The sequence below is a fragment of the Paraburkholderia phytofirmans PsJN genome (genome assembly GCF_000020125.1).
In the GTDB taxonomy this organism is placed as follows: Bacteria; Pseudomonadota; Gammaproteobacteria; order Burkholderiales; family Burkholderiaceae; genus Paraburkholderia; species Paraburkholderia phytofirmans.
Genome location: NC_010676.1, coordinates 3097672 through 3123510 on the forward strand (window position 1 = coordinate 3097672; position 25839 = coordinate 3123510).

The following is a 25839-nucleotide window of genomic DNA, read 5'->3' on the forward strand; positions in this document are numbered from 1 at the left end:
ACATCGGGCTGCAGCGACATCCTCGCGGAGCTTTGTCTCCCACAGTTGGCGCGTATCGCTTTGAGCTGCATGTCATTCAAGCAGCTTGCCTGAGCGCCAAACGCCTCGTTGCACCTCATTCTCCCCTCCGGCTTCAACGCCCATTTTTCGCTTTCCGACTGCGTCAGGATTCGGCTCGCAATGGCTTGAATCAGCTCGTCCGCGCGACTCTTGCAAGGGTCCGCAAGGCAGGCGCGCACTCGAACATCATTAAAATATAAAATGCAAAACAAACATATTCATCACTACAACGGCTATGCCGTCAAACCCTCGGCGCACCGTCTGCCCGATGGCACTTTTTCTTCCAATCTGTTGCTCGAACGCGCCGACAGCGCGCGTACCGAAGGCCGCTACCAGTTCTATTCGCTCGACTACTTCAAGAACGAAGAACAGGCGCTGCAGCACTCGGCACGCTGGGCACGTCACTGGGTCGACACGCGCGGCTAAGCGCGCGATCGGCGTGCGATCCTGCGCCACGACGCGCACGTGATCCACGCGCTCACGTGCGCTTGTCCCGCGGCACGTATTACCGCCAAGAGGCGTGCCATTCGCCACGCCTTACCATCGCATCATGGCTTGTCTTCCGCTTTGATCCGCGCGCGTAGTTCGAACTTCTGAATTTTTCCCGTCGATGTCTTCGGCAATTCGCCGAAACGCACCGCTTTCGGCAACTTGTATCCCGCAAGAAAAAGCCGGCAGTGCGCAATGATCTCTTCCGCGCTCACCTGAGCCCCTTCCTTGAGCTCGACGAAGGCACACGGCACCTCGCCCCACTTCGGATCGGCCATCGCCACCACGGCTGCTACAGACACCGCGGGGTGACGGTACAGCGTGTCTTCGACCTCGATGCTCGAAATGTTCTCGCCGCCGGAAATGATGATGTCCTTGCTGCGATCGCGAATGCGAATGTAGCCATCGGGCATCCGCACGCCGAGATCGCCGGTATGGAACCAGCCGCCCTGGAAGGTGGCTTCCGTCGCGCGCTCGTTCTTCAGATAGCCCTTCATGCAGATGTTGCCGCGGAACATGATCTCGCCGATCGTCTCGCCATCGTCGGGCACGGGGGTCAGCGTGTCCGGGTCGAGCACGGTCACCGCGGCCTGCAGGTGATAGCGCACGCCTTGCCGCGCGTTCATCTCGGCGCGTGCGCCGTCGTCGAGCGCCTCCCATTCCTCCTGTTTCGCGCAGACCGCGGCCGGACCGTAGGTTTCGGTGAGCCCGTACACGTGCGTGAGATCGAAGCCGATCTCTTTCATCTTCGCGATCACCGCAGGCGCGGGCGCCGCGCCCGCCACCATCGTCGACACGCGATGCTCGATGCCCTCGCGCCATTGCGCCGGCGCGTTCGCGAGCGCGCTCTGCACGATCGGCGCGCCGCAATAGTGCGTGATGCCTTCGCGGCGAATCAGATCGAACACTGTCTTCGCATCGAATTTGCGCAAACAGACATTGACGCCGGCTCGTGCGGCCACCGTCCACGGGAAACACCAGCCATTGCAGTGAAATAGCGGCAAGGTCCACAGGTAGATGGCGTGCTTGGGCATATCCCATTCGAGGATATTGCTCAGCGCGTTCAGATACGCGCCGCGATGGTGGTAGACCACACCCTTCGGATCGCCGGTGGTGCCGGAGGTGTAGTTCAGCGCGATAGCGTCCCATTCGTCGGCGGGCATGGCCCACGCGAATTCGGGGTCGCCGGATTGCAGGAACGCTTCGTAGTCTGTGGCCCGGATAAATTGCGAAGGATCGGCAGGCATCGCGTCCGCCACGCTGATCACGCGCAGGTCAGGGAATTCGAGCGCGGCACGATGCGCGAACTCGCCGTACTCCGTATCGACGATCAACGCCTTGGCCTCGCCATGGCGCAGCATGAACAACAGCGACGATACGTCGAGCCGCGTATTCAGCGTATTGAGCACGGCGCCGGCCATGGGCACGCCGAAGTGCGCTTCTATCATCGGAGGAATATTGGGGAGCAAGGCCGCGACGGTGTCGCCACGCTGAATGCCGGCCTGCTGCAACGCGCTGGCCAGACGCCGGGCGCGCTCGTAGGTCTCGCGCCAGTTGCGGCGGATCTCCCCATGGACGACCGCCGGCCGCTCACCGTAGACTTCCGCCGCGCGCACGATGAAATCGATCGGGGTGAGCGGGACATAGTTGGCCTCACGGCGCTCGAGGCCTGCTTCGAACATGTGTTTCATCGCATCGTCTCCAGAGGCGCTGGCCGCGCCGTCGATTATTCTGTTGATGAACTAGGCTAACAATGGTCATGGTGAACTGTCTGTCGTTCAAATGACAGAGTGGCGCGCCTTGGCGCGTCAGCACTCACTTCCGCCCAAACACCCGCAAGCTGCCATGAACGACGCTCCGCTCACCGCCCCCGCCGATGCCCGCCCGCGCAGGCCGGAACGGGTTGCGCACGCCGATCTGCCAGGCCTGTTCGCCACCTGTGCATGGTTCCGGGCGCTCGCTGCCGAGCACCAGTCCATGGTCCTCGCGAACGCGCACGCGGAGCATCTGGAAGGCGGCGCGTGGATCGCGCGCCGCCAGGAACCGTCGGACTACTGGATCGGCGTCCATTCCGGACTCATCAAACTTGCCATTTATAGCCCCTCGGGACGCAGTTGCACACTGTCCGGCGTGCCGCCCGGCGGCTGGTTCGGCGAAGGCAGCGTAATCAAGCGTGAATTGCGCAAATACGACGTGGCGGCGATTCAGCCTTCGCTGGTCATGTTCGTGCCGTCGGATACCTTTCACACGCTGCTCGCGTCCAGCTTGCCGTTCAACGCATTCGTGATCCGGCAACTGAATAACCGCATGGGCGAATTCATCGCGTCGATCCAGAATAGCCGCTTGCTCGATGTCGATGCGCGCGTCGCGCAGTCGCTCGCGCAGTTATTCAACCCGGATCTCTATCCCGACACCGGCCGTACCCTCGCCATCTCGCAGGAAGAAGTCGGCCTGTTGGCGGGCGTTTCGCGTCAGCGGATCAACCAGGCGCTGCAAAACCTGGAACGGCTGGAGATTTTGCGCCTCTCGTACAACCAGATCGACGTGCTCGACCTCGAACGTCTAGGCGCGTTCGGCCGGGAACAGCTCTAGCACCCAACGCACCGCCTGCCGTTTTTGCTCCGCATGTTTCGGCCGCCGCCCGCGCGCGGCCGTTCAGCTGTTTTTTTGAGCAATCGGATAAAGAAAGCGCCGCGCGCGCCGTTATGCGAGCTATGCAGCGCAGATTGCAGCCCTGCCCTATTCCGAGCTCAACGTATTGTCGAATCCGATAATGAACCGTCTGACACTGAAACAGAAGTTGTGGGTGCCGTTGCTGCTGTGCTGGGCCGCGCTCCTGATCGTGACCGTTGTGAACGCGTACGAAGCGCGTAACGGTCAAATGGACGCACGGCGCGCGGATCTGGCCGACGTCACCGACATGGCGGTATCGATCGTCGCGGACTATGCGAAACAGGCCGACGCCGGCAAGCTCTCCGTCGACGAAGCGAAGCAACAAGCGATCGCCCGCATCAATGCGCAACGTTACGGTGCCTCGGGTTATGTGACGATCGTGCGCAGCGACTCGGTCATGGTCGACCACCCGATGAGCCCGAAGCTGAACGGCAAGGACATGGGTGGTTTCCGCGACGCCAAAGGCAACGCGCTGTATCACGACATCGCTCAGGCCGGCGGCTCGGCGGCCGGCGCCGGATATCTGCGCTACTGGTGGCCCAAACCCGGCGAAACGACACCTAGCGAGAAGATCGGCTATGTGAAACGCTTCGCCCCGTGGGGCTGGGACTTCATCGCCGGCGCTTACATGGACGACATTCAGGCGCAGTTCTACACGACGCTCGCACGCTCGGCCGGCATGCTCCTGGTACTCGGCGTGATCGTGTCGTTCGTGGCGTCGCGCGTGGTGCGCAGTGTGTCGCGCTCGATTGGCGGCGAGCCTTCCGCCGCGGCCTCGATTGCGATGCAGATCGCGCGCGGCGATCTGGCCACTCGCATCGAACTGCGCCGCGACGACACGTCGAGCCTGCTGTTCTCGCTGCGTGAGATGCGCAATCAACTCGCGTCCACCGTCGCGCGGATCAAGAACTCGGCGGAGACGATCACCGTCGCCTCGAAAGAAATCGCCGCGGGCAATCTGGATCTGTCGAGCCGCACCGAGGAACAGGCCGCGTCGTTGCAGCAGACCGCCGCCAGCATGGACGAACTCACCAAGACCGTCACGCAGAACGCCGACAATGCGGCCACTGCGTCCGAACTGGCTAGCGACGCGTCGAGCATCGCCGCGCGCGGTGGCCAGGTGGTCAACGACGTGGTCGAGAAAATGGCGGGTATCACCGATAGTTCGCGCAAGATCGGCGAGATCATCAGCGTGATCGAGGGCATCGCGTTCCAGACCAATATTCTGGCGCTGAACGCAGCGGTGGAAGCCGCGCGCGCCGGCGAAGAGGGTCGCGGCTTCGCGGTGGTCGCGGGCGAGGTGCGCAATCTCGCGCAACGCAGCGCGACCGCGGCCAAGGAGATCAAAGTGTTGATCGATCAGTCGGTCGCGCAAGTCGGCGAAGGCTCGACGCTCGCGGGCAAGGCGGGCAGCACGATCGGCGAGGTAGTCGACGCGGTGCGCCGTGTGACGGCTATCATGAACGAGATATCAGCGGCTTCGAAGGAACAGAGTTCAGGTATCGGCGAAGTCAATCTCGCGATCCGTCAGATGGACGACGTGACGCAGCGCAATGCCGCACTTGTCGAGCAGGCGGCCGCCGCGGCCGGTTCGCTGGATGAGCAGACCGAACAGCTGCGACATGCCGTCGCCGTGTTCAAGGTCGAGCAAACTGTGTGAGCGGGTCATACGGGCCACGGTCCGTCGTGCCCGATCGGCAGACCTCCTGACCGATCAAAATAAGGCTGTCGCCGGAAATCGGATGACAGCCTTTTTTATTTGTCGCTGCGAAGCTTCAATCTACGCAGCACGCACGCCGCTCCTTCGCGTGATAGGCCGTTCGAGAATGGCATCGGTTCCGAACAGCGTGAACACGATGTCGGCCAGCACGCCGGACTTCTTCCAGCGCAGATAGTAGCGATGCGCCGTCTGATACGGCGCGTAACGCTCCGGCATCGTGCTCCATGGCGCGCGCGCGTGCAGCACCCACATCACGCTATTCACCACCCAGCGGATATCGATGCTGGGACGCCCACGGCGAGGTCCAAGCGCCTTCATTTCCGGCAGCAGCGGGACGATGCGATGCCATTGCTCGTCAGTCAGATCGTAAGTGGTCGGCAAATGAAGCTGCGGCTTTCGAGTGGAGTTGTCCATGCGGTAAGAACGCGCGGCTGCTGCATACAGGCTGGCGTCGCTGCGAAATAGCGTCTATCAATCAATGGATTTCAGACTAACCCAAGCACGCTTGCGCGAAAGTTAACTCTTGTCAGACAGCGCGGGGCAATGGTTAGAAACTGCAATAAGTTATTGCGCTAAAGCACTTTTCACGCGACGAGGGTGCGGGTCTATCATCGGCGCGCCGGCGCATGGCCCGTCTGCACACGCCGGACTCGATGAATAAACCATAACCACCTAGCAGACATTCCAATGAGACAAATGAGACTCCTCAAGACCGCTGCCATCGTGGGTGGCGCCGCGCTCGCGATGACCGCCGAGCACGCCTCGGCACAGAGCTCGATCACGCTGTACGGCGTCGCAGACGTGAGCGTGCGCTATCTGACCAACTCCAACGCCAAAAACGATGGCCGTCTGTTCATGACGAACGGTGCGATCACCAATAGCCGCTGGGGTCTGCGCGGCTCGGAAGATCTGGGCGGCGGATTGAAGGCGATCTTCGATCTGGAAAGCGGCATCAATCTGCAGGACGGGTCCGCCTCGGACAGCCAGCGGCTCTTCAACCGCAACGCGTACGTCGGCCTGAGCAGCCAATACGGCACGCTAACGCTAGGCCGTCAGAAGACGCCGTTGTTCGACCTGCTCGGCGACACCTACGACCCGCTCACGGTCGGCAACTACTTTGAGAATTCATGGTTGCCGGGCGCGCTCGGCGCGGGGCTTTACGCGGACAACGCCGTGAAATACACCGGCACGTATAAAGGCCTGACCATGGCCGCGATGTACTCGTTCGGCACCAACTCTGAATCGACCGGCGCGGGCGGTTTCTCCGGCCGGGTGCCGGGCCATCTCGGCGCGGGCACGATGTACGGCTTCACGCTGTCGTATGTGGCCGGCCCGTTGAGCGTCGCGGGAGGCGTGCAGCAGAACAGCGACAACAGCAATCACAAGCAGACTATCTTCAACGCAAACGCGGTCTATACGTTCAGCACGGCGAAGGTGTATGTCGGCTATCTACATTCGAAAGACGACACGGGTTTCGTCGACAGCGCGCTGGCGCAGCAGACGCTCGTGCCCGGCGTCGATATCCTGAAGGGCTCGGGCCGCGTCGACAACGGTCCGTTCGCCGGCATCACGTGGCAGGCCACACCCGCGCTCACGTTGACGGGCGCGGCGTACTACGACCACATGTCCAACGCGGCAATCGGCAACGGACAAGTAAGCAGCGGCAATCGCTATACGTTGGTGGCGTTGGCTGAGTACGCCTTGTCCAAGCGCACCGAGGTGTACGGTACGGTCGATTTCGACAAGGTATCGGGCGCGGCCTCGGTCGAATTGCCGGGCAAGAACAACCAGACCGGCGTTGCACTCGGTCTGCGTACCATTTTCTGAATCAGGCAGGGCCGCCTGTGCCCTGTAAGCCGCGCGGCATCCGGTATTCTCGCCGGGTGCCGCCATCGAATCGCGCGCGCATAAAAAAAGGTGCCGCGAACGGCACCTTTTTGTACAACAACCAGCTTCTGCTGAAGCTTAGAAGCGGTGACGCAGACCGACCGTAGCAGCCGTCTGGTTCTTCGACGACGACGGCAGTTGCGTGTTGTCGCCGCTGTAGATCGAAGCGACACCGCCGTCGCCCATTGCGTGCTGGTACACGGCTTGAGCGTAGACGTCCGTACGACGCGACAGCGAGTAGTCAGCCTGCACGCCGATCTGGTGGTAGCGCACCGACTCCGAACCACCGTTCGCGCCAACGCCGTAGCCCTTGCCGTCCGTGAACGTGTAAGCCACGCCCAGGCCGAGAGCCGGGGTCAGGTTGTACTTGCCATTGACTTCGTAGTTGTTAGCGCGCAGCGATTGCTGACCGCCCACGAAGTTGTCCGAACGCGATTGCGTCCATGCCAGACCGACGGTTGCCGGGCCGAATGCGTACGAACCAGCAACGCCGAATTCACGTTGACGGAAGTTGCCGACGTTGCCAGCCAGTGCGTTGACGTACGAACCGTCCGAAGCACCCGTGTTGCCTGCGCCCGGGTTGTTTTGCTGGGCGTAAGCAGCACCCAGGTGCAGACCTTGCCACTGGTATGCAGCACCGACGCTGTATTCGCGGTTGTTTGCGAATGCGCCAGCCTGGTTCGAGAAGCCGTACGTGCCGCCGAACGTGAAGCCAGCGTAGTTAGCGCTCGAGTACTTGACCGAGTTGTTGACTGCGTAGCCGCCGTTCGTGTTCAGGTTGTCGTTGTTGAACGGGTGCGCGAAGTACGTACCGCCCCAGCTGCCCGTTGCGGTCAGCGGTGCCAGGTAGTCTTGAGCTGCGTCATATTGACGACCCAGCGTGACCGTACCGAATTGCGCGCTCGACAGACCGACGAACGCTTGACGGTTGAACATGCCGTTGTTGTTAGCGAACTTGCCGTTGTTGATGTTGAAGCCGCTTTCCAACGTGAAGATAGCCTTCAGACCGCCGCCCAGGTCTTCCGAACCGCGCAGACCGAACATGCTTTGGTTGATGCCGCCGCTACCGGCTGCCCACTTTGCGTTGTGGTTGACGTTGCTGGTGTACGTCAGGCCCGCGTCCAGCAGACCATACAGAGTCACGCTGCTTTGTGCGTGAGCGACGGAGGCGAACGATGCGGCAACCGCAACGACGATGAGACTCTTTTTCATGCGTGGGACTCCTGTTCGATAAATTTACGCGGGGAGCGGGACCTGCCTCGGCAGCGTGTGCATCGCACCTGTTGCCGCCCTTCAACCGACCCGTTCCGGATCGTCGGGCACCCTTGAAACGAAGCGTGAGTGTAGGGGGACGCCCTAGTAGCGAGGTCGGCAATTCACGCAACAGGATTTTTCGTAATCAGCAACAATCTAATGGCCGCACGCATTAAGTCTTTGTTTTTACAACGTTTATGATCAAAACAGGCGCATGTCGCACCTGCCGTGGCCATAAGTAATTTGCAACTTCTCAATATATTCAGTTGTGCGCATGCAACAGCGTTTTAATAATCGTGACGCAATCGGGTCAGAGTAATTAAGAAATCAGAGGCGTGTGATTGCCCGGAAAGGAGGCAATTGGCCGCATGCATTCGCCCGCCGTAAATTTATTTCGGAAAACCGGGAACTTTATTGAATTGCCGCGATCGCTTTACTCAATTCGAATTAGCATCTGTTAATTGGCCTTGACCAATAAGTTCTTTTGCGAGGGCGATTGAATATGACGGTATGTTTTTATTCTGGCGCTGGGCTATAGAGCAATTCGATAGCGCTGAGAATCCGTGCGCGCGGCGGATGCGCCGCCTTTGTCTGCTGCCCGGGCGGAATAGGCGACGGCTTACAGCCCCGCAGAAGTGCGTACCAACTCCCCTGCGTCTCATTTGGATCGCAGGAGGCCCTCAGGGGAAGTCCGAAACCACTGAGGCGTTTCAAAAAGGCAGCGGTCGAAGGGAAAGCCTTCAGCGCGGGCATTGCCCGGAGGTGAAATGCGGCGCCGACCGCCGCGTGACAAAAACCCGTGCTGAAAGCGGATGGCAAACATCGAACAGCCTTCCACCTTCATTAAACGGCACGAGCGTGCCATTCTTTTACACGGAGTTTCCCTAGTTCCGCCCAACCACGGCCTTATGGCTTGTCTTGCGACCGACGCAGCGCGTCCTCGTCCTCGGGTGAAGCGCCAGGCGCGAGCGGATCGGTCTCGGGCGACTCGCCCGGCAATGGACGCGGTTGCTCGCCGGGTTCATCGAGTGGCTGGTTGGCAGGATCGGCGACGGGGTCGATGGTGGGATCGGTTTGCATGATGAGCATCCTGAGCATGGGAATGTCTCCCAACGCTCATCGCGCAACGACTATTCCCGGCAGTCTAGCGCTACCGTCGTCCTCCGGGGCCTTCGCGTGACGCTCTCGACCGATTGATGTCCGGCTGTAGAAATTGCCTCAATGAGCGGCGAAACTTTCAACACCCAATCGCACGACTGTGTACGTCGCTCCGTGTCTCACGAGACTATTGACGATCGAGCCGCGAGCGCGGCATCTCGCCGGCCGACCCGGTCAGGAACGGCTCCAGCCCAAACAGCCACGCAAAACAGAATGTCACGCGCGACAACGCGCTGATCCGCGGTCGCGGCATACCTGCGCGCTCGATTTCCGGCGAAGTAGGCAACAAGTTTTGAGTCTGGACAAACTCATCAGCGGTGTGGTCAGGTCGCATGGTCGTTCTCGTTATTGATATGGTTTGGAAGCCGTGCTTACGCAAACGACGTGCCACTCTCACCGAGCGGACTTCGGACCGCCTTGTACTCAGATTAGCGCTGCCATTGCGACAGGGTCTGTGCGTCAGGGCGCCAACGGAAACCAACGAATGACGAGACGAAACCCGGACGGAGTTTGCGCCGACGAACGCAAAAGGAATGACGATATTCCAGCCGCGTGGAATGTGTGGCTTAACACGCGCGTCTGAATGCCGCCCGTATGTCACGACGGCCAGCTTTTATCCGACCGGATAGGAGTCCAAGGAGCGCCGCTTAACAGCGGAACGTAACTGACATATTGCCGCGCCCAATAGCCGCTTCACGCCACACAAACAAAAAGGGTTCCGACATTGTCGGAACCCTTTCTTTGCATCAATGGTGGGCCGGGTCGGATTCGAACCGACGATGTCCTTTCGGAGGCGGATTATGAGTCCGCTGCCTGCAACCAGCACGGCGTCCGGCCCAAGAAAAAAGACCCGGTCGTGAAGGCCGGGCCTATTCGCTGATTGGCCGACATACTACACGAAAAAGGGGCCTTCGCAACCGCTTCGCTACGGCGAAACAACCGCGAGGCCCCTGCAGACCACTACATCATTTGCAACCAACGCCGGCTTCGATCAATTCCCTTCGAGGAACGACTTCAGCTTGTCGGAACGACTCGGGTGGCGCAGCTTGCGCAGCGCCTTCGCTTCGATCTGACGGATCCGTTCACGCGTCACGTCGAACTGCTTGCCGACTTCTTCGAGCGTGTGATCGGTGCTCATCTCGATACCGAAACGCATGCGCAGCACCTTCGCTTCACGCGGAGTCAGCGAGTCGAGCACGTCCTTCACGACATCGCGCATGCTCGCATGCAAAGCGGCGTCGGCCGGCGCAACCGTGTTGTTGTCTTCGATGAAATCGCCCAGATGCGAATCGTCGTCGTCACCGATCGGCGTTTCCATCGAGATCGGCTCCTTCGCGATCTTCATGATCTTGCGGATCTTGTCTTCCGGCATTTCCATCTTCTCGGCCAGCGTTGCCGGATCCGGCTCGAGACCGGTTTCCTGCAGAATCTGGCGCGAGATGCGGTTCATCTTGTTGATCGTTTCGATCATGTGAACCGGAATCCGGATCGTGCGCGCCTGGTCGGCAATCGAACGCGTAATGGCCTGACGGATCCACCACGTTGCATACGTGGAGAACTTGTAGCCGCGACGGTATTCGAACTTGTCCACCGCCTTCATCAGGCCGATGTTGCCTTCCTGAATCAGGTCCAGGAACTGCAAACCACGGTTCGTGTACTTCTTCGCGATCGAGATCACGAGACGCAAGTTCGCCTCGGTCATTTCGCGCTTCGCCTGACGCGCCTTCAGTTCGCCCGCCGCCATCTGACGGTTGGTTTCCTTCAGGTCTTTCAACGGCAGCACGACCCGCGCCTGCAGATCCAGCAGACGTTGCTGCTGTTCGCGAATAGCCGGAATGTTTCGCGTGAGGATCGCGCTATAGGCGTGACCTTCACCGACGATCTTATCGGCCCACTCGAGATCCGTTTCGCTGCCCGGGAAGCGCGCGATGAATTCCGCACGCGGCATGCCGCACTTGTCGACCACCGTGTGCAGAATCTGACGTTCGACCTGACGCACTTCGTCCACCTGCGCACGCAGCGTGTCGCACAGACGCTCGACGGTACGCGCGGTGAAGCGGATCGTCATGAGCTCATTCTGGATCGTCTCTTGTGCCTTCAGATACGACTTGGACTTGTAGCCTTCCTTCTCGAACGCGCGACGCATCTTGTCGAACCATTCGCTGATCATCGCGAATTTTTCGAGCGACGCACGCTTGAGCGCTTCCATCTGCGCTGCGTTAGCCGTGGCTTGCGCCGTGCCGTCGTCTTCTTCCTCGTCTTCTTCCGAGTCTTCTTCGACTTCTTCGTCTTCGCTCTCGATCGCTTCGGCTTCTTGCGCGGAGAAACCGTCCGCGTCTTCCGCGTTGGCGTCGATCAGGCCGTCGACCAGTTCGTCGATGCGAATTTCCTCATTCGCGACGCGCTCCGCCATCGCCAGGATGTCGGCGATCGTGGTCGGGCATGCGGAGATGGCCATCACCATGTGCTTCAGGCCGTCTTCGATCCGTTTGGCGATTTCGATTTCGCCTTCGCGCGTGAGCAGCTCGACCGTGCCCATTTCACGCATATACATGCGGACCGGGTCGGTAGTGCGGCCGAATTCCGAGTCGACGGTGGACAGCGCAACTTCCGCTTCCTCTTCCACTTCGTCGTCGGACGAAGCCGCTGGCGCGTTGTCGTTCAGCAGCAGCGTTTCAGCGTCCGGGGCCTGCTCGTACACCGCCACGCCCATGTCGTTGAACGTGCTGATGATGCCTTCGATCGCCTCGGTCTCGGTGAAGTTGTCCGGCAGGTGGTCGTTGATCTCAGCGTACGTGAGGAAGCCGCGCTCCTTGCCGAGCTTGATCAGCGCGCGCAATTTGGAGCGGCGCTCCTCGAGTTCCTCGACCGTGCCCGGCTGTGACGACGCGAAAGCGTCTTTCAGCAGCGCTTTTTCCTTTGCACGACGATCGCGAGCCTTGGCCTTTTCCACCTTGGCCGGAGCAGCAGCCGCGGGGCTTTCTTCGCTTTGGGTTGCGTCGTCATCGACGGGTACTTCGTTCAGCTTTTTCGTCATGGAGTTCGCCGTACCGGCTGTAGTCTCGACTCGCGGCTGGTGGACGCCAGCCGGTTGAACCGTGGATACTGGAACCTCGCGCACTACCGCATCGTCCTGCGCGGCAGCCGCTTCCCTTGCGCTTCTGACACCCGACCCCTTTGTGGCCGGTACTGCTACGACTTTCGCCGCCCTGACCGGCTCCGCTCGCGCAGCCGAGGTGGTCGAGGACTTCTTCGCGGCAACCGGTGTAACACTGACCGCAGACGCTTTTCTGACAGAAGAAACTAACCTGGCTTCGGTGACCTTTCTGGTCGGCTCCCTGGAGCTCGTGCCTGTCGTTTTCTTTCCGCCCGTTGTTCCGCCCGCAGTCTTTGCCATCGCATCGCCTTTTCGCCTTTGCTAGGAAAACCCTTGAAAAACAAACCGCTGGAAACCTTTTATTATAGCACCGAGGGTCTCCGCGCTCCGCCTACAGCCCGAGCTGGCGCTTCATGTCAGCCCGCTTCCGATTGAGCTCCGAGAGTTCCGCAAACTCCTCCGGCGTGTGCCGGGATTGCCGCGAAAGCTGCTCGAGACGATCGCAGTAAGCGTCGTACCGCATCTTCAGGATCGCCGCCTTCAGTTCCTCTCCAACGATCCGTTCCTGCTCGCGCCGTTCCTCGATGACGGTCGCATCTTCCGGGTCCTTCAGCAGCAAATCCCGGACGTTTTCATCATAGTCTAGAATTTTGCGAAAGATTTCCTCGAAAGTTGGGGCGTTCGCGCCGTTTCGCAATAGGTCGGACAACAGCTGAAACTCCGCCGAATCGCCCAGCGCACGCGCGTGCGTCGTCACTTCCTCGAACAGTTCACCGTGCCGCGTGACCGTGAGCAACGCCTGTTCAGCCTCTTCATCCAGCACGCCCACGGTGCGCGGATACATCACCAGATTGCGCAGCGTTTTTTCCTCGATCCCCGTCACGCTGCGCCGGTCTTTGCGGGCCGGCGCGGCGCGGGCCGCCGCCGCGATCCGGGAATCGACCTCGCACAGCGCGGCGACTTCGTCGAACGGGACATCGAGCCGGTCGGCGAACATATGCATGATCTGCGCGCGCAGGGCATTGGCCGGCAGCGCCTGCAGCAGCGGTTTGGCGTCGAACAGCGCGCGGGCGCGGCCTTCGGGCTGATCAAGCTCCTTGCCAGTCAGCACCTCGTTCAGCATGAACTGCGACAGCGGCATGGCCCGCTCGACCTGCTCGGCAAAGGCCTCGGTGCCGTATTCACGCACGTAGCTGTCCGGATCGTGCTCGGACGGCAAAAACAGGAACCGGATGGTCCGGTTGTCCGCCGCGTGCGGCAAACAGGCATCCAGCGCCCGGCGAGCGGCGCGCCGGCCGGCCGAATCGCCGTCGAAACTGAAGATGACCGTGTCGGTCTGGCGCATCAGTTTCTGGACATGAATCGGCGTGCAGGCCGTGCCGAGCGTGGCGACCGCGTTCTGGAAGCCCAACTGGGCCAGCGCGACCACGTCCATATAGCCTTCCACGACCAGCACATAGTGTTGTTCGCGAATCGCCAGACGCGCCTCGAACAGCCCATACAGCTCGCTGCCCTTGTTAAATAAAGGCGTTTCGGGCGAATTCAAATATTTGGGTTCGCCGCCGTCCAGCACGCGGCCGCCGAAGCCGATCACCTGCCCCTTCACATTGCGAATCGGGAACATGATCCGCTCGCGAAAGCGGTCGTACCGGCGGTTCTGGCCCTGAGCGTCGGACTTTTCGCTGACGATCACCAAACCGGATTCGACCAGCGCATCGTCGCGGTAGTTCGGAAAAGCCGGTTCGAGGTTCTGCCAGCCGTCCGGGGCGTAGCCGAGTCCGAAACGGGCGGCGATCTCGCCGGTCAAGCCGCGCTTCTTCAGATACTGGATCGCGACCGGCGCGCTGCGTAGCTGCTTGCGGTAGAAGTCGCAGGCGGTCTGCATGACATCGGAAAGCGCGGTGGTGACCGCTTTGGATGCTGCCGGCGCATAGCCGCCGCCGGACCCGCCGCCGCCATAGCCGGGCGACGCCTCGTTTGGCACGGTCAAACCGACGGACTGCGCCAACTCATTGACTGCCTCGGGAAACGAGGACCCGACGTGCTCCATCAGGAAGCCGATCGCCGTACCGTGCGCGCCGCAACCGAAGCAGTGATAGAACTGCTTAGTCGGACTAACCGTAAACGATGGGCTTTTCTCGTTGTGGAACGGGCACAGCCCCATGAAGTTCGCGCCGCCCTTTTTCAGCTGCACATACCGGCCGACCACGTCGACAATATCGACGCGGTTGAGCAGGTCCTGCAGAAATGACGGAGGAATCACAGTAAATGACGCTGCCTTAAAAACTCAACGCCGCGCACGCCGTCGAAAAACGCCATGTACGACGCGAAAATACGGATATTTACTTCGCGAGCGCGGCTTTGACTTGCGCTGAAACAGCGGTCATGTCGGCGCGGCCGGCCAGCTTCGGCTTGAGCACGCCCATGACCTTGCCCATGTCCTGCGGTCCGGCCGCGCCGGTTTGCGCCACCGCGGCCTGGACTTCGGCAACGATCTCCGCCTCGGACATCTGCTCCGGCATATAGGCAGACAAGATCGCCAGCTCGGCCTTTTCCTTGTCGGCCAGATCGGTGCGGCCGGCGGCTTCGAACTGGCTAATCGAGTCCTTGCGCTGTTTGATCATCTTGTCGATGACAGCGGTGATCGCGGTGTCGTCGAGCGTGATGCGCTCGTCGACTTCGCGCTGCTTGATCGCGGCGAGCAGCAGGCGGACCGTGCCGAGGCGCTCGGTCTCACGTGCCCGCATGGCGGCCTTCATATCGTCGTTGATCCGGTCCTTGAGACTCATCACTCACCTGAATGCGTTGGAATTTGAAAAACCGGCCAGACTAACCACTCCCCACGCGCATCAACACGAATACCCGCTTGGGACTGCTTCCTCAAGCGGGTTGGCACACTGTGCGTGGTGGTTGCGACCCTGCCGGCTGGCCCGAAGGGCCGTGTTTTCCGTGATGGCACCTGTCGTGCCCTCACCGGTTGAATGTCGCCGCTCCGTCAGACGGGAACCGCGGCAACGCCAGAATCAGTAGAACTTCTTTGGCAGCATCTGGCTACGCAGACGCTTGAAATGACGCTTCACCGCAGACGCCTTCTTACGCTTGCGCTCGGTCGTAGGTTTTTCGTAAAACTCGCGAGCGCGAAGTTCCGTCAGCAAGCCGCTTTTCTCCATGGTGCGCTTGAACCGGCGCATGGCAACTTCAAACGGCTCGTTGTCTTTTACGCGGATGGTCGTCATTTTTCAATAACGGAACTTTGTAAAGGTTCAGGAGTATAGCAGAGCTTTCTCACAAAGCCAGAGCGCCGTCAAGCCCCTCTGGCGTACTCCGCAGCCGCCTCGCCGGCCGCCACGCCCGACGCCCATGCCCACTGAAAATTGTAGCCGCCAAGCCAGCCGGTTACGTCGACGGCTTCGCCGATGAAGTACAAGCCCGGCGCGCGTGCGCTCATCATCGTCGATGACGACAGGTCGCGCGTGTCGATGCCGCCGCGCGTCACTTCGGCTTTTCGATAGCCTTCCGTCCCGTTGGGCGTGAGCGTCCAGCGCGACAGCGCTTCGCCGACGCGGCGCAGGGTTTTGTCCGGCAAATCGGCCACGCGGGCATCGGCGGAAATCTGATGGGTTTCCAGCCAGACATGGGCGAGCCGCTGCGGGACCCATTCCGACAACAGATTGGCGATCTGCCGCTTCGTGCCGGTCTTCGCTTCCAGCAAGGCGGTCGTGGCGTCCTGCTCCGGCAGCAAGTTGATGTGAATCGGCTCGCCGGGCTGCCAGTAGCTCGAAATCTGCAGCACCCCTGGGCCGGAAACACCGCGGTGAGTGAGCAGCAGGTCTTCGTTGAATTCGGCGCCGGTCTTTTTGTTGCCGGTCGCCAGTTGCACTTCCAGCGAGACGCCGGATAGCGCCGCGAACGGCTCCCAGTCGGCGGCTGCGAAAGTCAGCGGGACCAGCGCCGGGTGCGTGTCGATCAGCTTGTGACCGAACTGCTTGGCAAGCCGGTAGGCGAAATCGGTGGCGCCGATCTTCGGAATCGACAGGCCGCCGGTCGCGACCACCAGCGCACGCGCGACGATCGGCCCGGCCTGCGTATCCAGCGTGAAGTGCCCTTCTGGATCCTGGCGCACCTGCTCGACCGCAAGCGGCGTACGCCACACCACGCGGCCCGCGTCGCACTCGTTCTTCAGCACATTGATGACCGCGTCGCTCGACTGGTCGCAGAAGAGCTGGCCTTTGTGCTTCTCGTGCCAGGTCACATGATGACGCTTGAGGAGCGCCATGAAATCGCGCGGTGTATAGCGCGCGAGCGCCGAGCGGCAAAAATGCGGATTGGCCGACAAGTAATTAGCCGGACCGGCATACAGATTCGTGAAGTTGCAGCGGCCGCCGCCGGAGATGCGGATTTTCTCCGCGAGACGCTGCGAGTGGTCGATCAGCACCACGCGACGGCCGAGTTGCCCGGCCACCGCCGCGCACATCATGCCGGCCGCGCCTGCGCCGATCACTGCTATATCGAAGGATTCCATGGGGCCGCATTGTACCCGCGCGTCGGCGGCGCCTTGCCCGCACTGCTATACTTTCATGCTTGCCTTCTCACTTTCGGGCGCTGGAGTTTTATCGCTTCTGCGTCCGCTCAAGCCCACCATCATGCTCGTTCTCGGCATCGAAAGCTCCTGCGACGAAACCGGTCTCGCGCTCTACGACACGGAGCGCGGCCTGCTCGCGCACGCGCTGCATTCGCAAATTGCGATGCATCGGGAGTACGGCGGCGTGGTGCCGGAACTGGCGTCGCGCGATCACATCCGGCGCGCGCTGCCGCTGCTCGAAGAGGTGATGGAACGCGCCGGCGCGGCCCGTGGCGACATCGACGCGATCGCCTACACGCAAGGCCCTGGTCTCGCGGGCGCGCTGCTGGTCGGCGCGAGCGTCGCCAACTCGCTGGCCATGGCGTGGGACAAGCCGACCATCGGCATTCATCACCTTGAAGGGCATTTGCTGTCGCCGCTGCTGGTGGATGAGCCACCGCCGTTCCCGTTTGTCGCGCTACTGGTATCCGGTGGGCACACGCAGTTGATGCGTGTCACGGACGTGGGCGTCTACGAGACGCTCGGCGAAACGCTGGACGACGCCGCCGGCGAAGCGTTCGACAAAACCGCCAAACTGTTAGGCCTGGGTTACCCGGGCGGCCCGGAAGTCTCGCGCATGGCCGAATTCGGCACGCCGGGCGCGGTGGTCCTGCCGCGTCCCATGCTGCATTCCGGCGACCTCGATTTCAGCTTCAGCGGCTTGAAGACCGCTGTTCTCACGCACGCCAAGAAGCTCGGCGGCGCCAATATCTGCGAGCAGGCGAAAGCCGATCTGGCGCGCGGTTTCGTCGACGCGGCAGTCGACGTTCTGGCTGCGAAGTCGCTGGCCGCGCTCAAGAAGACCGAGCTCAACCGGTTGGTCGTCGCGGGCGGTGTCGGCGCAAACCGGCAGTTGCGCGAAGCGCTGTCCGCTGCCGCCAAGAAGCGCAATTTCTACGTGCACTACCCGGACCTGTCGCTGTGCACGGACAACGGCGCGATGATCGCGCTGGCCGGCGCGTTGCGACTGCAGCGCTGGCCGGATCAGTCGGGCAAGGACTACGCGTTCACGGTGAGGCCGCGCTGGGATCTGACATCCCTCGCACGCTGAGTTCCGTGTTCGTTTGGCCGTAAAAAAAGCCGCTTTCAACAGAAGCGGTTTTTTTGTCCGATTCAACTAAAGCGCGTATCAGGCCGCCCGCTTATCCCGCTCGATCACCGCGTACGCGCTGTGATTGTGAATCGACTCGAAGTTCTCGGCTTCCAGCACGTAGGCGACGACCCGCTCATCCGCGTTCAAACGCTGCGCAACATCGCGCACGAGGTCTTCGACGAACTTCGGATTTTCATAAGCGCGCTCGGTGACGAACTTCTCGTCCGGGCGCTTGAGCAAGCCCCACAGTTCGCACGAGGCTTCTTCTTCGGCGATACGGATCAGTTCTTCCACGGCCACATCGCCCGCCAGTTCGGTGTTGATCGTGACGTGCGAGCGCTGGTTATGCGCGCCGTACTGCGAGATCTTCTTCGAACACGGGCACAGGCTCGTCACCGGCACAAGCACTTGCAGGAACAGACGCGTCGCACCGTTGCGAGTCTCGCCCGTCAGCGTGACTTCGTAGTCAAGCAGGCTTTGCACGCCCGACACCGGCGCGGTCTTGTTCACGAAGTACGGGAACGACACCTCGATGCGGCCGGCCTCGGCCTCGAGCTTTTCGAGCATCGCGGCGAGCATGGTGCGGAACGTGGCCGGCTCCAGCGGCGCCTTGTTCTCTTCGAGCAACGCGACGAAACGCGACATGTGCGTGCCCTTCTGGTCAGCCGGCAGATGCACGTCGAGGTTCCACGTGCCGACCGTCGGCTGCACCTCGCCGCTTTGCGTGCGCACCGTCAGCGGATGGCGCACGGCCTTCACGCCGACCCGTTGAATCGGGATCTGACGGGTGTCGGGCGTGCTTTGCACGTCGGGCATCACAAAGGCGGGATTCATCTGATTCATCTTCTTGTCCTTTCAGGAAACGCCGGACTGCCCCGAGTCTTTCGCCCGCAAAGAAGCCCTTCGGGCAGTCCGCTCGCGAGGGCTGTCGCGAAGCGACAGGCTTGGCGGCTCCCGGCGGCCGCGCGGATCAAGGCGCGCAACGGCGAACGCCGGCCCCTGCCGGCGTTGGATGATGGGCCCGAAAGCCCACCGATTCAAGTTGGAGATTGCTTATGGCCGCCATGGCACGGCGGCCGCACCGCGAGCGGCGACGCTTACGCGACGCGCTTCACCGACGACTGACCGCCGACCGCGCCGCTCGACAGGAAGCGCTCGCGGATCGACTTGGTGATACCCGCGGCGTCGAGACCACACGCGGCGAGCAGCTTGGCCGGGTCCCCATGATCGATGAACCGATCGGGAAGGCCCAATTGTAGTACGGGTCGCATAACCCCACTTTCAAGCAGGGCTTCGACGCAAGCCGAACCCGCGCCGCCCATCACGCAGCCTTCTTCGATTGTGACGATAGCGTCGTGCGTTTCGGCCAGCTGACGGACCAGAGCGGCGTCGAGCGGCTTCACGAAGCGCATGTTGGCAACCGTCGCGTCCAGTTGCTCGGCGGCTGCCAGCGACGGCGCGACCATCGTGCCAAACGCCAGAATCGCAATACGCTTGCCGGCCGGCTGCGACGTTTCGCGACGAATCTCACCCTTGCCGAGCGGCAGCGCCGCCATCTGCTTGACCGTGGCGACGCCCGTGCCGGCGCCGCGCGGATAACGCACCGCCGTCGGGTTCGGCTGTTGCAATGCCGTGTACAGCATCTGGCGGCATTCGTTTTCGTCCGAGGCGGCCATCACCGTCATGTTCGGGATGCAGCGCAGGAACGCCAGGTCGTAAGCACCCGCGTGCGTTGCGCCGTCCGCGCCGACCAGACCCGCCCGGTCGATCGCGAACACCACCGGCAGGTTCTGCAGCGCGACGTCGTGAATCAGCTGATCGTAGGCGCGTTGCAGGAAGGTCGAGTAGATCGCGACCACCGGCTTCATGCCTTCCGCGGCCAAACCGCCGGCGAACGTCACCGCATGTTGCTCGGCGATACCGACGTCGAAGTAACGGTCCGGGAAGCGCTTCTCGAACTCCACCATGCCCGAGCCTTCGCGCATGGCCGGCGTGATGCCGACCACACGTGCATCCAGCTCGGCCGCGTCGCACAACCATTCGCCGAACACCTGCGTATAGGTCTTCTTCGACGGCGTGGTGGCCGGCTTGATGCCTTCAGCCGGATTGAACTTGCCCGGCCCGTGATACAGCACCGGATCGGCTTCGGCCAGCTTGTAGCCTTGGCCTTTCTTCGTCACGACGTGCAGGAATTGCGGACCGCGCAGTTCCTTGATGTTCTGCAGCGTCGGGATCAGCGAATCGAGATCGTGACCGTCGATCGGGCCGATGTAGTTGAAGCCGAACTCTTCAAACAGCGTGGCTGGCACGATCATGCCCTTGGCGTGCTCTTCGAGCTTGCGGGCGAGATCGAGCATAGGCGGCGCGACGCGCAGCACGCGTTCAACACCGGCACGCGCGGCGGCGTAGAAGCGGCCCGACATCAGGCGCGCCAAATGGCGATTCAGCGCGCCGACCGGCGGCGAAATCGACATGTCGTTATCGTTCAGGATGACCAGCAACGGCACGTCGTCTTCGACGCCGGCGTTGTTCATCGCCTCGAACGCCATACCGGCCGTCATTGCACCGTCGCCGATCACGGCGATGCCCGTGCGGTTGTCGCCCTGCAGCTTGCTCGCGATCGCCATGCCGAGCGCGGCGGAAATCGACGTGCTGGAGTGCGCCGTGCCGAACGTGTCGTATTCCGACTCGTCACGCTTCGGGAAGCCCGAGATGCCGCCGAGTTGACGCAGCGTGTGCATCTGGTCGCGGCGGCCCGTCAGGATCTTGTGCGGATAGGTTTGATGGCCGACGTCCCAGACGATCCGGTCGCGCGGCGTGTCGAACACATAGTGCAGAGCAATGGTCAACTCGACCGTGCCGAGGTTGGACGAAAGATGGCCGCCCGTCTGCGATACGCTGTCGAGCACGAAGGCACGCAACTCGTCGGCAAGCGGTTGCAATTGGCGGCGATCGAGGCGGCGCAAGGCTGCCGGGTCGTCAATGGTTTTCAGCAAGTCGTACATCGTCGTTCCATTGTAGGAAAACTTACGCGCCCGCACTTCATACATGCGCCTCATAACGGAGACGCACGGCGGCGGGCTTTCGCGTTCAGCTAACCCGGTTCACCACCAGGTCGGCCAATTCGGCAAGACGCTGCGCGCGTGCGCCGAACGGCGCCAGCGCGGCGTGAGCGTCGCTGCGCAACTGCGCCGCGAGCGCGCGCGATGCGTCGAGCCCAATAATCGACACGTAGGTCGGCTTGCCGTCCTTCGCGTCTTTACCTGCCGTTTTGCCGAGCGTCGCCGAATCGGTCGTGACGTCGAGAATATCGTCGACGACCTGAAACGCGAGGCCGACAGCGGCCGAATACGCGTCGAGCGAACGCATGGCGTCCGCGTCCGGCGTTTCGCCCGCCAGTGCACCCATGCGCACTGCGGCGCGCAGCAAGGCGCCGGTCTTCATGCGGTGCATGGTTTCCAATTGCGTGCGTGTCAGCGTATGGCCGACGCTAGCCAGATCGATGGCCTGCCCGCCGCACATGCCGATCGAGCCGCTCGCCAGCGCCAGTTCGCGCACCAGCGCGGCCTGCTGCGCCGGGGCCAGAACGTCCGACGTCAGCGAAACGAACGCCTGCGATTGCAGCGCGTCGCCAACCAGCAGTGCCGTCGCTTCGTCATATTTGACGTGTACGGTAGGCTTGCCGCGACGCAGTGCATCGTCGTCCATGCACGGCATGTCGTCGTGGACGAGCGAGTACACATGGATCATCTCCAGCGCAGCAGCCGCCGCGTCGAGGCACTCGGCGCGCGCGCCGGTCAGCTCGCCGGCCGCGTGGCACAAGAGCGGGCGAACCCGCTTGCCGCCGCCCAGCACCGCGTAGCGCATGGCTTCATGCAGCGTGGCGGGCTCGGTTGCCTCGGTCGGCAGGTAATATTCCAGTGCCGTTTCGACGCGCTCCAGTACCGAGCGCATCCATTGTTCGAATGTCATAGGTCGTCCCCGCTTTCAGTAGCGGCTGTGCCTGCGGTATTCATGGGCAGCGGCTTGAGCGTCTCGCCGTCGAGCACGCGCACCTGCTGCTCGACCTTCTCGAGCTGTTGCTGGCAGAACGCCACAAGGGCGGCGCCGCGCCGATAGGCGGTTAGCGACTCCTCGAGGCTCAGGTTGCCGCTTTCCATGCGGGCAACCAACCCTTCCAGCTCCGCCTGGGCGGCCTCGTAATTCTCGGGCAGCGGCGTGCTGTCGACGCCTTCGGCTGGCGTGGCAGCAGTATCTTTCGATGCGGTCTTCGCCATGAATAGTCGCAAAATTAAAACAAGTCGGACATTCTACGGCAAAAGCGATATTTCCGAGCCGCCGCCGCCCTACGCCTCGCCTTCCCGCTGTGCGCCGTCCCAGCAGTCTCGCAGAAAAAAAACGATCGGTCTGCGGCAAAAACGTCGAACTTTCCCGAGAATTTTGACCCAAATCAGGCACTTAACGGCCCCAAACAAGGGGAAACAGGTATAATCGCGGGCTCCCTAAATCGAAACCTTCGATGGTTGGGTTGTTCACTGCTTTCACGTCTTCACGGGAGTGGGAATGTCCAATCTGAGCAATGCATTGCAGTTGCGGTCTGTCCACAGCCAGCTGCCAGTCACGGCTTACTTTGACGAAGCGCTTCTAACGCGCGAAATCGAAACCCTTTTCAAGAAAGGTCCTCGCTACATCGGCCACGATCTCATGGTGCCCGAGGCGGGGAATTATTTTGCTTTGCCGAGTGAGAGCGAAGGGCGTGTGCTCGTCCGTAACCAGCAGTCTCAAGTCGAACTGCTGTCGAACGTGTGCCGCCACCGGCAAGCCATCATGCTCAACGGCCGCGGCCAGACGGAGAACATCGTCTGCCCCCTGCATCGCTGGACTTACGACCTGAACGGCCAGCTTCTCGGTGCGCCCCATTTTGCGGACAACCCCTGCCTGAATCTCGGCGCCACGTCGCTGCAGAACTGGCAAGGCCTGCTGTTCGAAGCGCAGGGGCGCGACGTCGCGCGCGATCTGGCGCGGCTCGGCACCAAGCAACACTTCGATTTTTCGGGCTTCATGTTCGACCACGTCGAAGTGCACGAGTGCAACTACAACTGGAAGACCTTTATCGAGGTCTATCTGGAGGACTATCACGTCGCGCCGTTCCATCCGGGCCTCGGCAGTTTCGTCAATTGCGACGACCTGACGTGGGAGTTCGGTGAGTGGTACAGCGTCCAGACAGTCGGCGTGCACAAGGATCTGGAGCAGCCGGGCAGTCCCACTTACCGCAAGTGGCATGACGAAGTACTGCGCTTTCGCGGCGGCAATCCGCCCGAATTCGGCGCGATCTGGATGGTGTACTACCCGGGCATCATGATCGAGTGGTATCCGCACGTGCTTGTGGTGTCGTGGCTGATTCCGCGTGGTCCGCAGAAAACCACCAATGTGGTGGAGTTCTATTACCCTGAGGAAATCGCGCTGTTCGAGCGTGAGTTCGTCGAAGCCGAGCGCGCCGCCTACATGGAAACGGCCCGCGAAGACGACGAGATCGCCGAACGCATGGACGCCGGCCGTCGCGTGCTGATGAATCGCGGCGAATCGCAGGTCGGCCCGTATCAAAGCCCGATGGAAGACGGCATGCAGCACTTCCACGAATTCTTGCGGCGCGAACTCGGTACGATCTGATCGGTGCTGAATCGGATTCACCAGATTCTTCGGCTGCGACAATGCATGGAAAGACGGGCTTCGGCCCGTCTTTTTTGTTTAGACTAACGACATAGCTCGGCCAGCCGTTGGCGGCAGCAAGTTGCTCCAACGGAGCCGCCGTCCGCTAACTCGGGTCGACCGCTTTGCATGGGACCCAAGTAAGCGCTAAAGCGCTAATTTGGGTCGACAGGAGACGTCATGCCACACACTCACTACACCACTCTGATTTCCGCGACCAATCTCGCGGAACGGCTTGCCGCCGCGCCGGGCAGCGTGTTCGTCATCGATTGCCGATTCGATCTGGCCGACACGGAAGCAGGCGAAAAAGCCTATCTGGCCGGGCATCTGCCGGGCGCGCACTACCTGCATCTGGACCGTGATCTGTCGGGGCCAAAGAACGGTCAAAACGGCCGCCATCCGCTGCCGGATCGTGCGCGGCTGGTGGAGACGCTCGAGTCGCGCGGCCTGAAGCAGGGCCAGCAAGTCGTCGCCTATGACGCGCAAGGCGGCATGTACGCCGCCCGTGCATGGTGGCTGCTGCGCTGGCTCGGTCACGACGCGGTCGCGCTGCTCGACGGCGGACTGCAGGCGTGGGAAGCCGGCGGCCATCCGCTGACGCAGGACGTGCCGGCCCAGAACACGGGCGACTTCAAGGCAGGCGCTCCGCTGTCCGTTACTGTCGATGCACAAACGGTCGAGCGCAATCTGGGCTCGAAAGAGCGCGTGGTGGTGGACGCGCGCGCGGCCGATCGTTATCGCGGCGAGAACGAGACACTGGACCGTGTCGGCGGCCACATTCCGGGCGCACTCAATCGCTTCTTTAAAGACAACCTCACCGCCGACGGCCGCTTCAAGCCGGCTCATACGTTGCGCGAGGAATACCACGCGCTGCTTGCCGACACGCCGCCGGAGCACGTGGTCCTGCAATGCGGCTCGGGTGTGACGGCTTGCGTGAACGCCCTGGCGATGGAAGTCGCCGGCCTGCACGGCGCGGCGTTGTATCCGGGCTCGTGGAGCGAGTGGAGTTCGGACCCAAAACGGCCTATTGCAACGGGCGCGAATCCTTGAGCGCAGCAGCGACAACCACAGCACGCCATTGAGATAAACGGCCGTTGCCACCCGAGAGCGGCAATGGCCTTTTTACCGCAAGCCAGGAAGCGCGGCCCCACTGGCCGCCTCAAGTCGCAAGCTCAGCCACCCCATGCTGTTTGAACCACGCCAGCGCACGGCGCCAGCCGTCTTCCGCGTCGGCCTTCTTGTAGCTCGGCCGGTAGTCCGCGAAAAACGCGTGACCCGCATCGTTATACACGACGAATTGCGAACCCCGCCCCGCTTGCGGACCTTGCGCGATAGCCTGCTTCATCTGCTCGAGCGAGCCCTGCGGGATGCTCTGATCCTGCAATCCGTATAGCCCCAGCATCGGCGCATGAAGCTGCGCCACCTGATCGAGCGGATTTGCCGGCATCATCGCGTTCTTTGCGCCTGTTACCCGCCCATACCAGGCAACTCCCGCCTTCAGGCCCGGGTTGTGTTCGGCGTACAGCCACGCTATCCGCCCGCCCCAGCAGAAACCGTTCACTCCCAGCCGGTTCAGATCGCCGCCATGCTCGCCAGCCCAGGCAGCGGTCGCGTCGAGATCGTTCATCACCTGTTCGTCCGGCACTTTGCTGACCAGTTGCTCGTTGAGTTGCTGCATGCTCGTAAAAACGGTTGGATCGCCCTGCCGTTCATACAGATTCGGTGCGATCGCAAGATAACCCTCTTTGGCGAAACGCCGGCACACGTCGGCGATATGTTCGTGCACGCCGAAAATCTCGTGCACGACGATGATCACCGGCAAGTGTGTCTTGCCTTTCGGCTGGGCGCGATAGGCCGGCACCAGGGTGTCGCCGGAGCGCACCGCTACTTCGCCAGCTTCGAGGCCGTCGCTATCGGTATGAATGGTTTGCGCCGAGACGGGCAGCACAGCGGCGGCGAAGCCGGTGCCGAGCGCGGCCTTGATGAAAGTACGCCGGTCGAAGGGGACGTGCGGGACCAGGCTGTCGATGTCGGGTTTCAGCATGCGGCGCTCCTCGGTTGAACGTTGGAGGCAACAG

At 61.8% G+C, this 25839-nt stretch carries 21 protein-coding genes and 1 tRNA gene; 7 read left to right on the forward strand and 15 right to left on the reverse strand.

The genetic code is table 11. The features are described 5' to 3' along the window. Positions 1–261 precede the first annotated feature (261 nt). Positions 262–486: a hypothetical protein gene (locus tag BPHYT_RS33485; RefSeq protein WP_012428560.1), complete on the forward strand. Its 225-nt coding sequence runs from the start codon at positions 262–264 to the stop codon at positions 484–486. Between the two features lie 122 nt (positions 487–608). Here BPHYT_RS33485 and BPHYT_RS33490 read toward each other — a convergent pair whose 3' ends face one another. Further along, positions 609–2240 carry an acyl-CoA synthetase gene (locus BPHYT_RS33490; RefSeq protein ID WP_012428561.1) on the reverse strand — a complete coding sequence of 544 codons (1632 nt, stop codon included), beginning with the start codon at positions 2238–2240 and terminating at the stop codon, positions 609–611. Positions 2241–2331: 91 nt separating this feature from the next. On the opposite strand from BPHYT_RS33490, the gene BPHYT_RS33495 reads away from it, so the two are divergent. Both BPHYT_RS33495 and BPHYT_RS33500 read left to right on the forward strand, forming a co-directional pair. Continuing rightward, positions 2332–3141 (forward strand): Crp/Fnr family transcriptional regulator, encoded by an 810-nt coding sequence (locus BPHYT_RS33495; RefSeq protein WP_407669216.1) that lies wholly within the window; start codon positions 2332–2334, stop codon positions 3139–3141. Between the two features lie 181 nt (positions 3142–3322). Further along, entirely contained in the window at positions 3323–4882 is a 1560-nt protein-coding gene (locus BPHYT_RS33500; protein WP_012428563.1) for a methyl-accepting chemotaxis protein, read from the forward strand. Between the two features lie 120 nt (positions 4883–5002). On the opposite strand, the gene BPHYT_RS33505 is transcribed toward BPHYT_RS33500, so the two are convergent. Continuing rightward, on the reverse strand, positions 5003–5356 hold the full coding sequence (locus BPHYT_RS33505) for a transposase (protein ID WP_012428564.1): 354 nt from the start codon (positions 5354–5356) through the stop codon (positions 5003–5005). Between the two features lie 273 nt (positions 5357–5629). On the opposite strand from BPHYT_RS33505, the gene BPHYT_RS33510 reads away from it, so the two are divergent. Beyond that, the gene (locus BPHYT_RS33510; protein ID WP_012428565.1) at positions 5630–6769 is read left to right on the forward strand and encodes a porin; all 1140 of its coding nucleotides are present in this window, start codon (positions 5630–5632) and stop codon (positions 6767–6769) included. A gap of 138 nt (positions 6770–6907) precedes the next feature. Here the strand turns inward: BPHYT_RS33510 and BPHYT_RS33515 are convergent, their stop codons facing one another. From BPHYT_RS33515 to BPHYT_RS33560, 8 genes are all read right to left on the reverse strand, one after another. After that, positions 6908–8041 (reverse strand): porin, encoded by a 1134-nt coding sequence (locus tag BPHYT_RS33515; RefSeq protein ID WP_012428566.1) that lies wholly within the window; start codon positions 8039–8041, stop codon positions 6908–6910. A gap of 948 nt (positions 8042–8989) precedes the next feature. Next, positions 8990–9163, reverse strand: a complete 174-nt coding sequence (locus tag BPHYT_RS38875) for a hypothetical protein (protein ID WP_167315789.1) — start codon at positions 9161–9163, stop codon at positions 8990–8992. Between the two features lie 828 nt (positions 9164–9991). Beyond that, positions 9992–10079, reverse strand: a tRNA-Ile gene (locus tag BPHYT_RS33530). A gap of 153 nt (positions 10080–10232) precedes the next feature. Then, on the reverse strand, positions 10233–12638 hold the full coding sequence (rpoD, locus tag BPHYT_RS33535) for an RNA polymerase sigma factor RpoD (RefSeq protein WP_083772122.1): 2406 nt from the start codon (positions 12636–12638) through the stop codon (positions 10233–10235). Positions 12639–12729: 91 nt separating this feature from the next. Beyond that, complete coding sequence (gene dnaG / locus BPHYT_RS33545) at positions 12730–14601, reverse strand: DNA primase (protein WP_012428569.1); 1872 nt, start codon at positions 14599–14601, stop codon at positions 12730–12732. A gap of 79 nt (positions 14602–14680) precedes the next feature. After that, positions 14681–15127 (reverse strand): GatB/YqeY domain-containing protein, encoded by a 447-nt coding sequence (locus tag BPHYT_RS33550; protein ID WP_011490548.1) that lies wholly within the window; start codon positions 15125–15127, stop codon positions 14681–14683. A gap of 234 nt (positions 15128–15361) precedes the next feature. After that, entirely contained in the window at positions 15362–15574 is a 213-nt protein-coding gene (gene rpsU, locus BPHYT_RS33555; RefSeq protein ID WP_012428570.1) for a 30S ribosomal protein S21, read from the reverse strand. A gap of 68 nt (positions 15575–15642) precedes the next feature. Further along, positions 15643–16860: a BaiN/RdsA family NAD(P)/FAD-dependent oxidoreductase gene (locus BPHYT_RS33560; protein ID WP_041759375.1), complete on the reverse strand. Its 1218-nt coding sequence runs from the start codon at positions 16858–16860 to the stop codon at positions 15643–15645. 121 nt (positions 16861–16981) lie between these two features. On the opposite strand from BPHYT_RS33560, the gene tsaD reads away from it, so the two are divergent. Beyond that, on the forward strand, positions 16982–18010 hold the full coding sequence (gene tsaD / locus BPHYT_RS33565) for a tRNA (adenosine(37)-N6)-threonylcarbamoyltransferase complex transferase subunit TsaD (RefSeq protein ID WP_041759377.1): 1029 nt from the start codon (positions 16982–16984) through the stop codon (positions 18008–18010). Positions 18011–18088: 78 nt separating this feature from the next. On the opposite strand, the gene folE2 is transcribed toward tsaD, so the two are convergent. The 4 genes from folE2 to BPHYT_RS33585 form a co-directional block, all read right to left on the reverse strand. After that, a complete protein-coding gene (gene folE2 / locus BPHYT_RS33570; protein ID WP_012428573.1) occupies positions 18089–18895 on the reverse strand; it encodes a GTP cyclohydrolase FolE2 in 807 nt (268 codons plus the stop codon). Between the two features lie 254 nt (positions 18896–19149). Continuing rightward, the gene (dxs, locus tag BPHYT_RS33575) at positions 19150–21057 is read right to left on the reverse strand and encodes a 1-deoxy-D-xylulose-5-phosphate synthase (protein ID WP_041759379.1); all 1908 of its coding nucleotides are present in this window, start codon (positions 21055–21057) and stop codon (positions 19150–19152) included. An 85-nt stretch (positions 21058–21142) separates the two neighbouring features. Next, positions 21143–22024 carry a polyprenyl synthetase family protein gene (locus BPHYT_RS33580; RefSeq protein ID WP_012428575.1) on the reverse strand — a complete coding sequence of 294 codons (882 nt, stop codon included), beginning with the start codon at positions 22022–22024 and terminating at the stop codon, positions 21143–21145. Further along, positions 22021–22329 carry an exodeoxyribonuclease VII small subunit gene (locus BPHYT_RS33585; protein ID WP_012428576.1) on the reverse strand — a complete coding sequence of 103 codons (309 nt, stop codon included), beginning with the start codon at positions 22327–22329 and terminating at the stop codon, positions 22021–22023. Before BPHYT_RS33585 ends, BPHYT_RS33580 begins: the two co-directional genes overlap by 4 nt. Before the next feature lie 286 nt (positions 22330–22615). Here BPHYT_RS33585 and BPHYT_RS33590 point away from each other — a divergent pair, with 286 nt between their 5' ends. Further along, positions 22616–23722 carry an aromatic ring-hydroxylating oxygenase subunit alpha gene (locus BPHYT_RS33590; RefSeq protein ID WP_012428577.1) on the forward strand — a complete coding sequence of 369 codons (1107 nt, stop codon included), beginning with the start codon at positions 22616–22618 and terminating at the stop codon, positions 23720–23722. 219 nt (positions 23723–23941) lie between these two features. Further along, positions 23942–24811, forward strand: a complete 870-nt coding sequence (locus BPHYT_RS33595) for a sulfurtransferase (RefSeq protein ID WP_012428578.1) — start codon at positions 23942–23944, stop codon at positions 24809–24811. 109 nt (positions 24812–24920) lie between these two features. On the opposite strand, the gene BPHYT_RS33600 is transcribed toward BPHYT_RS33595, so the two are convergent. After that, positions 24921–25805: a dienelactone hydrolase family protein gene (locus tag BPHYT_RS33600; RefSeq protein WP_012428579.1), complete on the reverse strand. Its 885-nt coding sequence runs from the start codon at positions 25803–25805 to the stop codon at positions 24921–24923. Positions 25806–25839 lie beyond the last annotated feature (34 nt).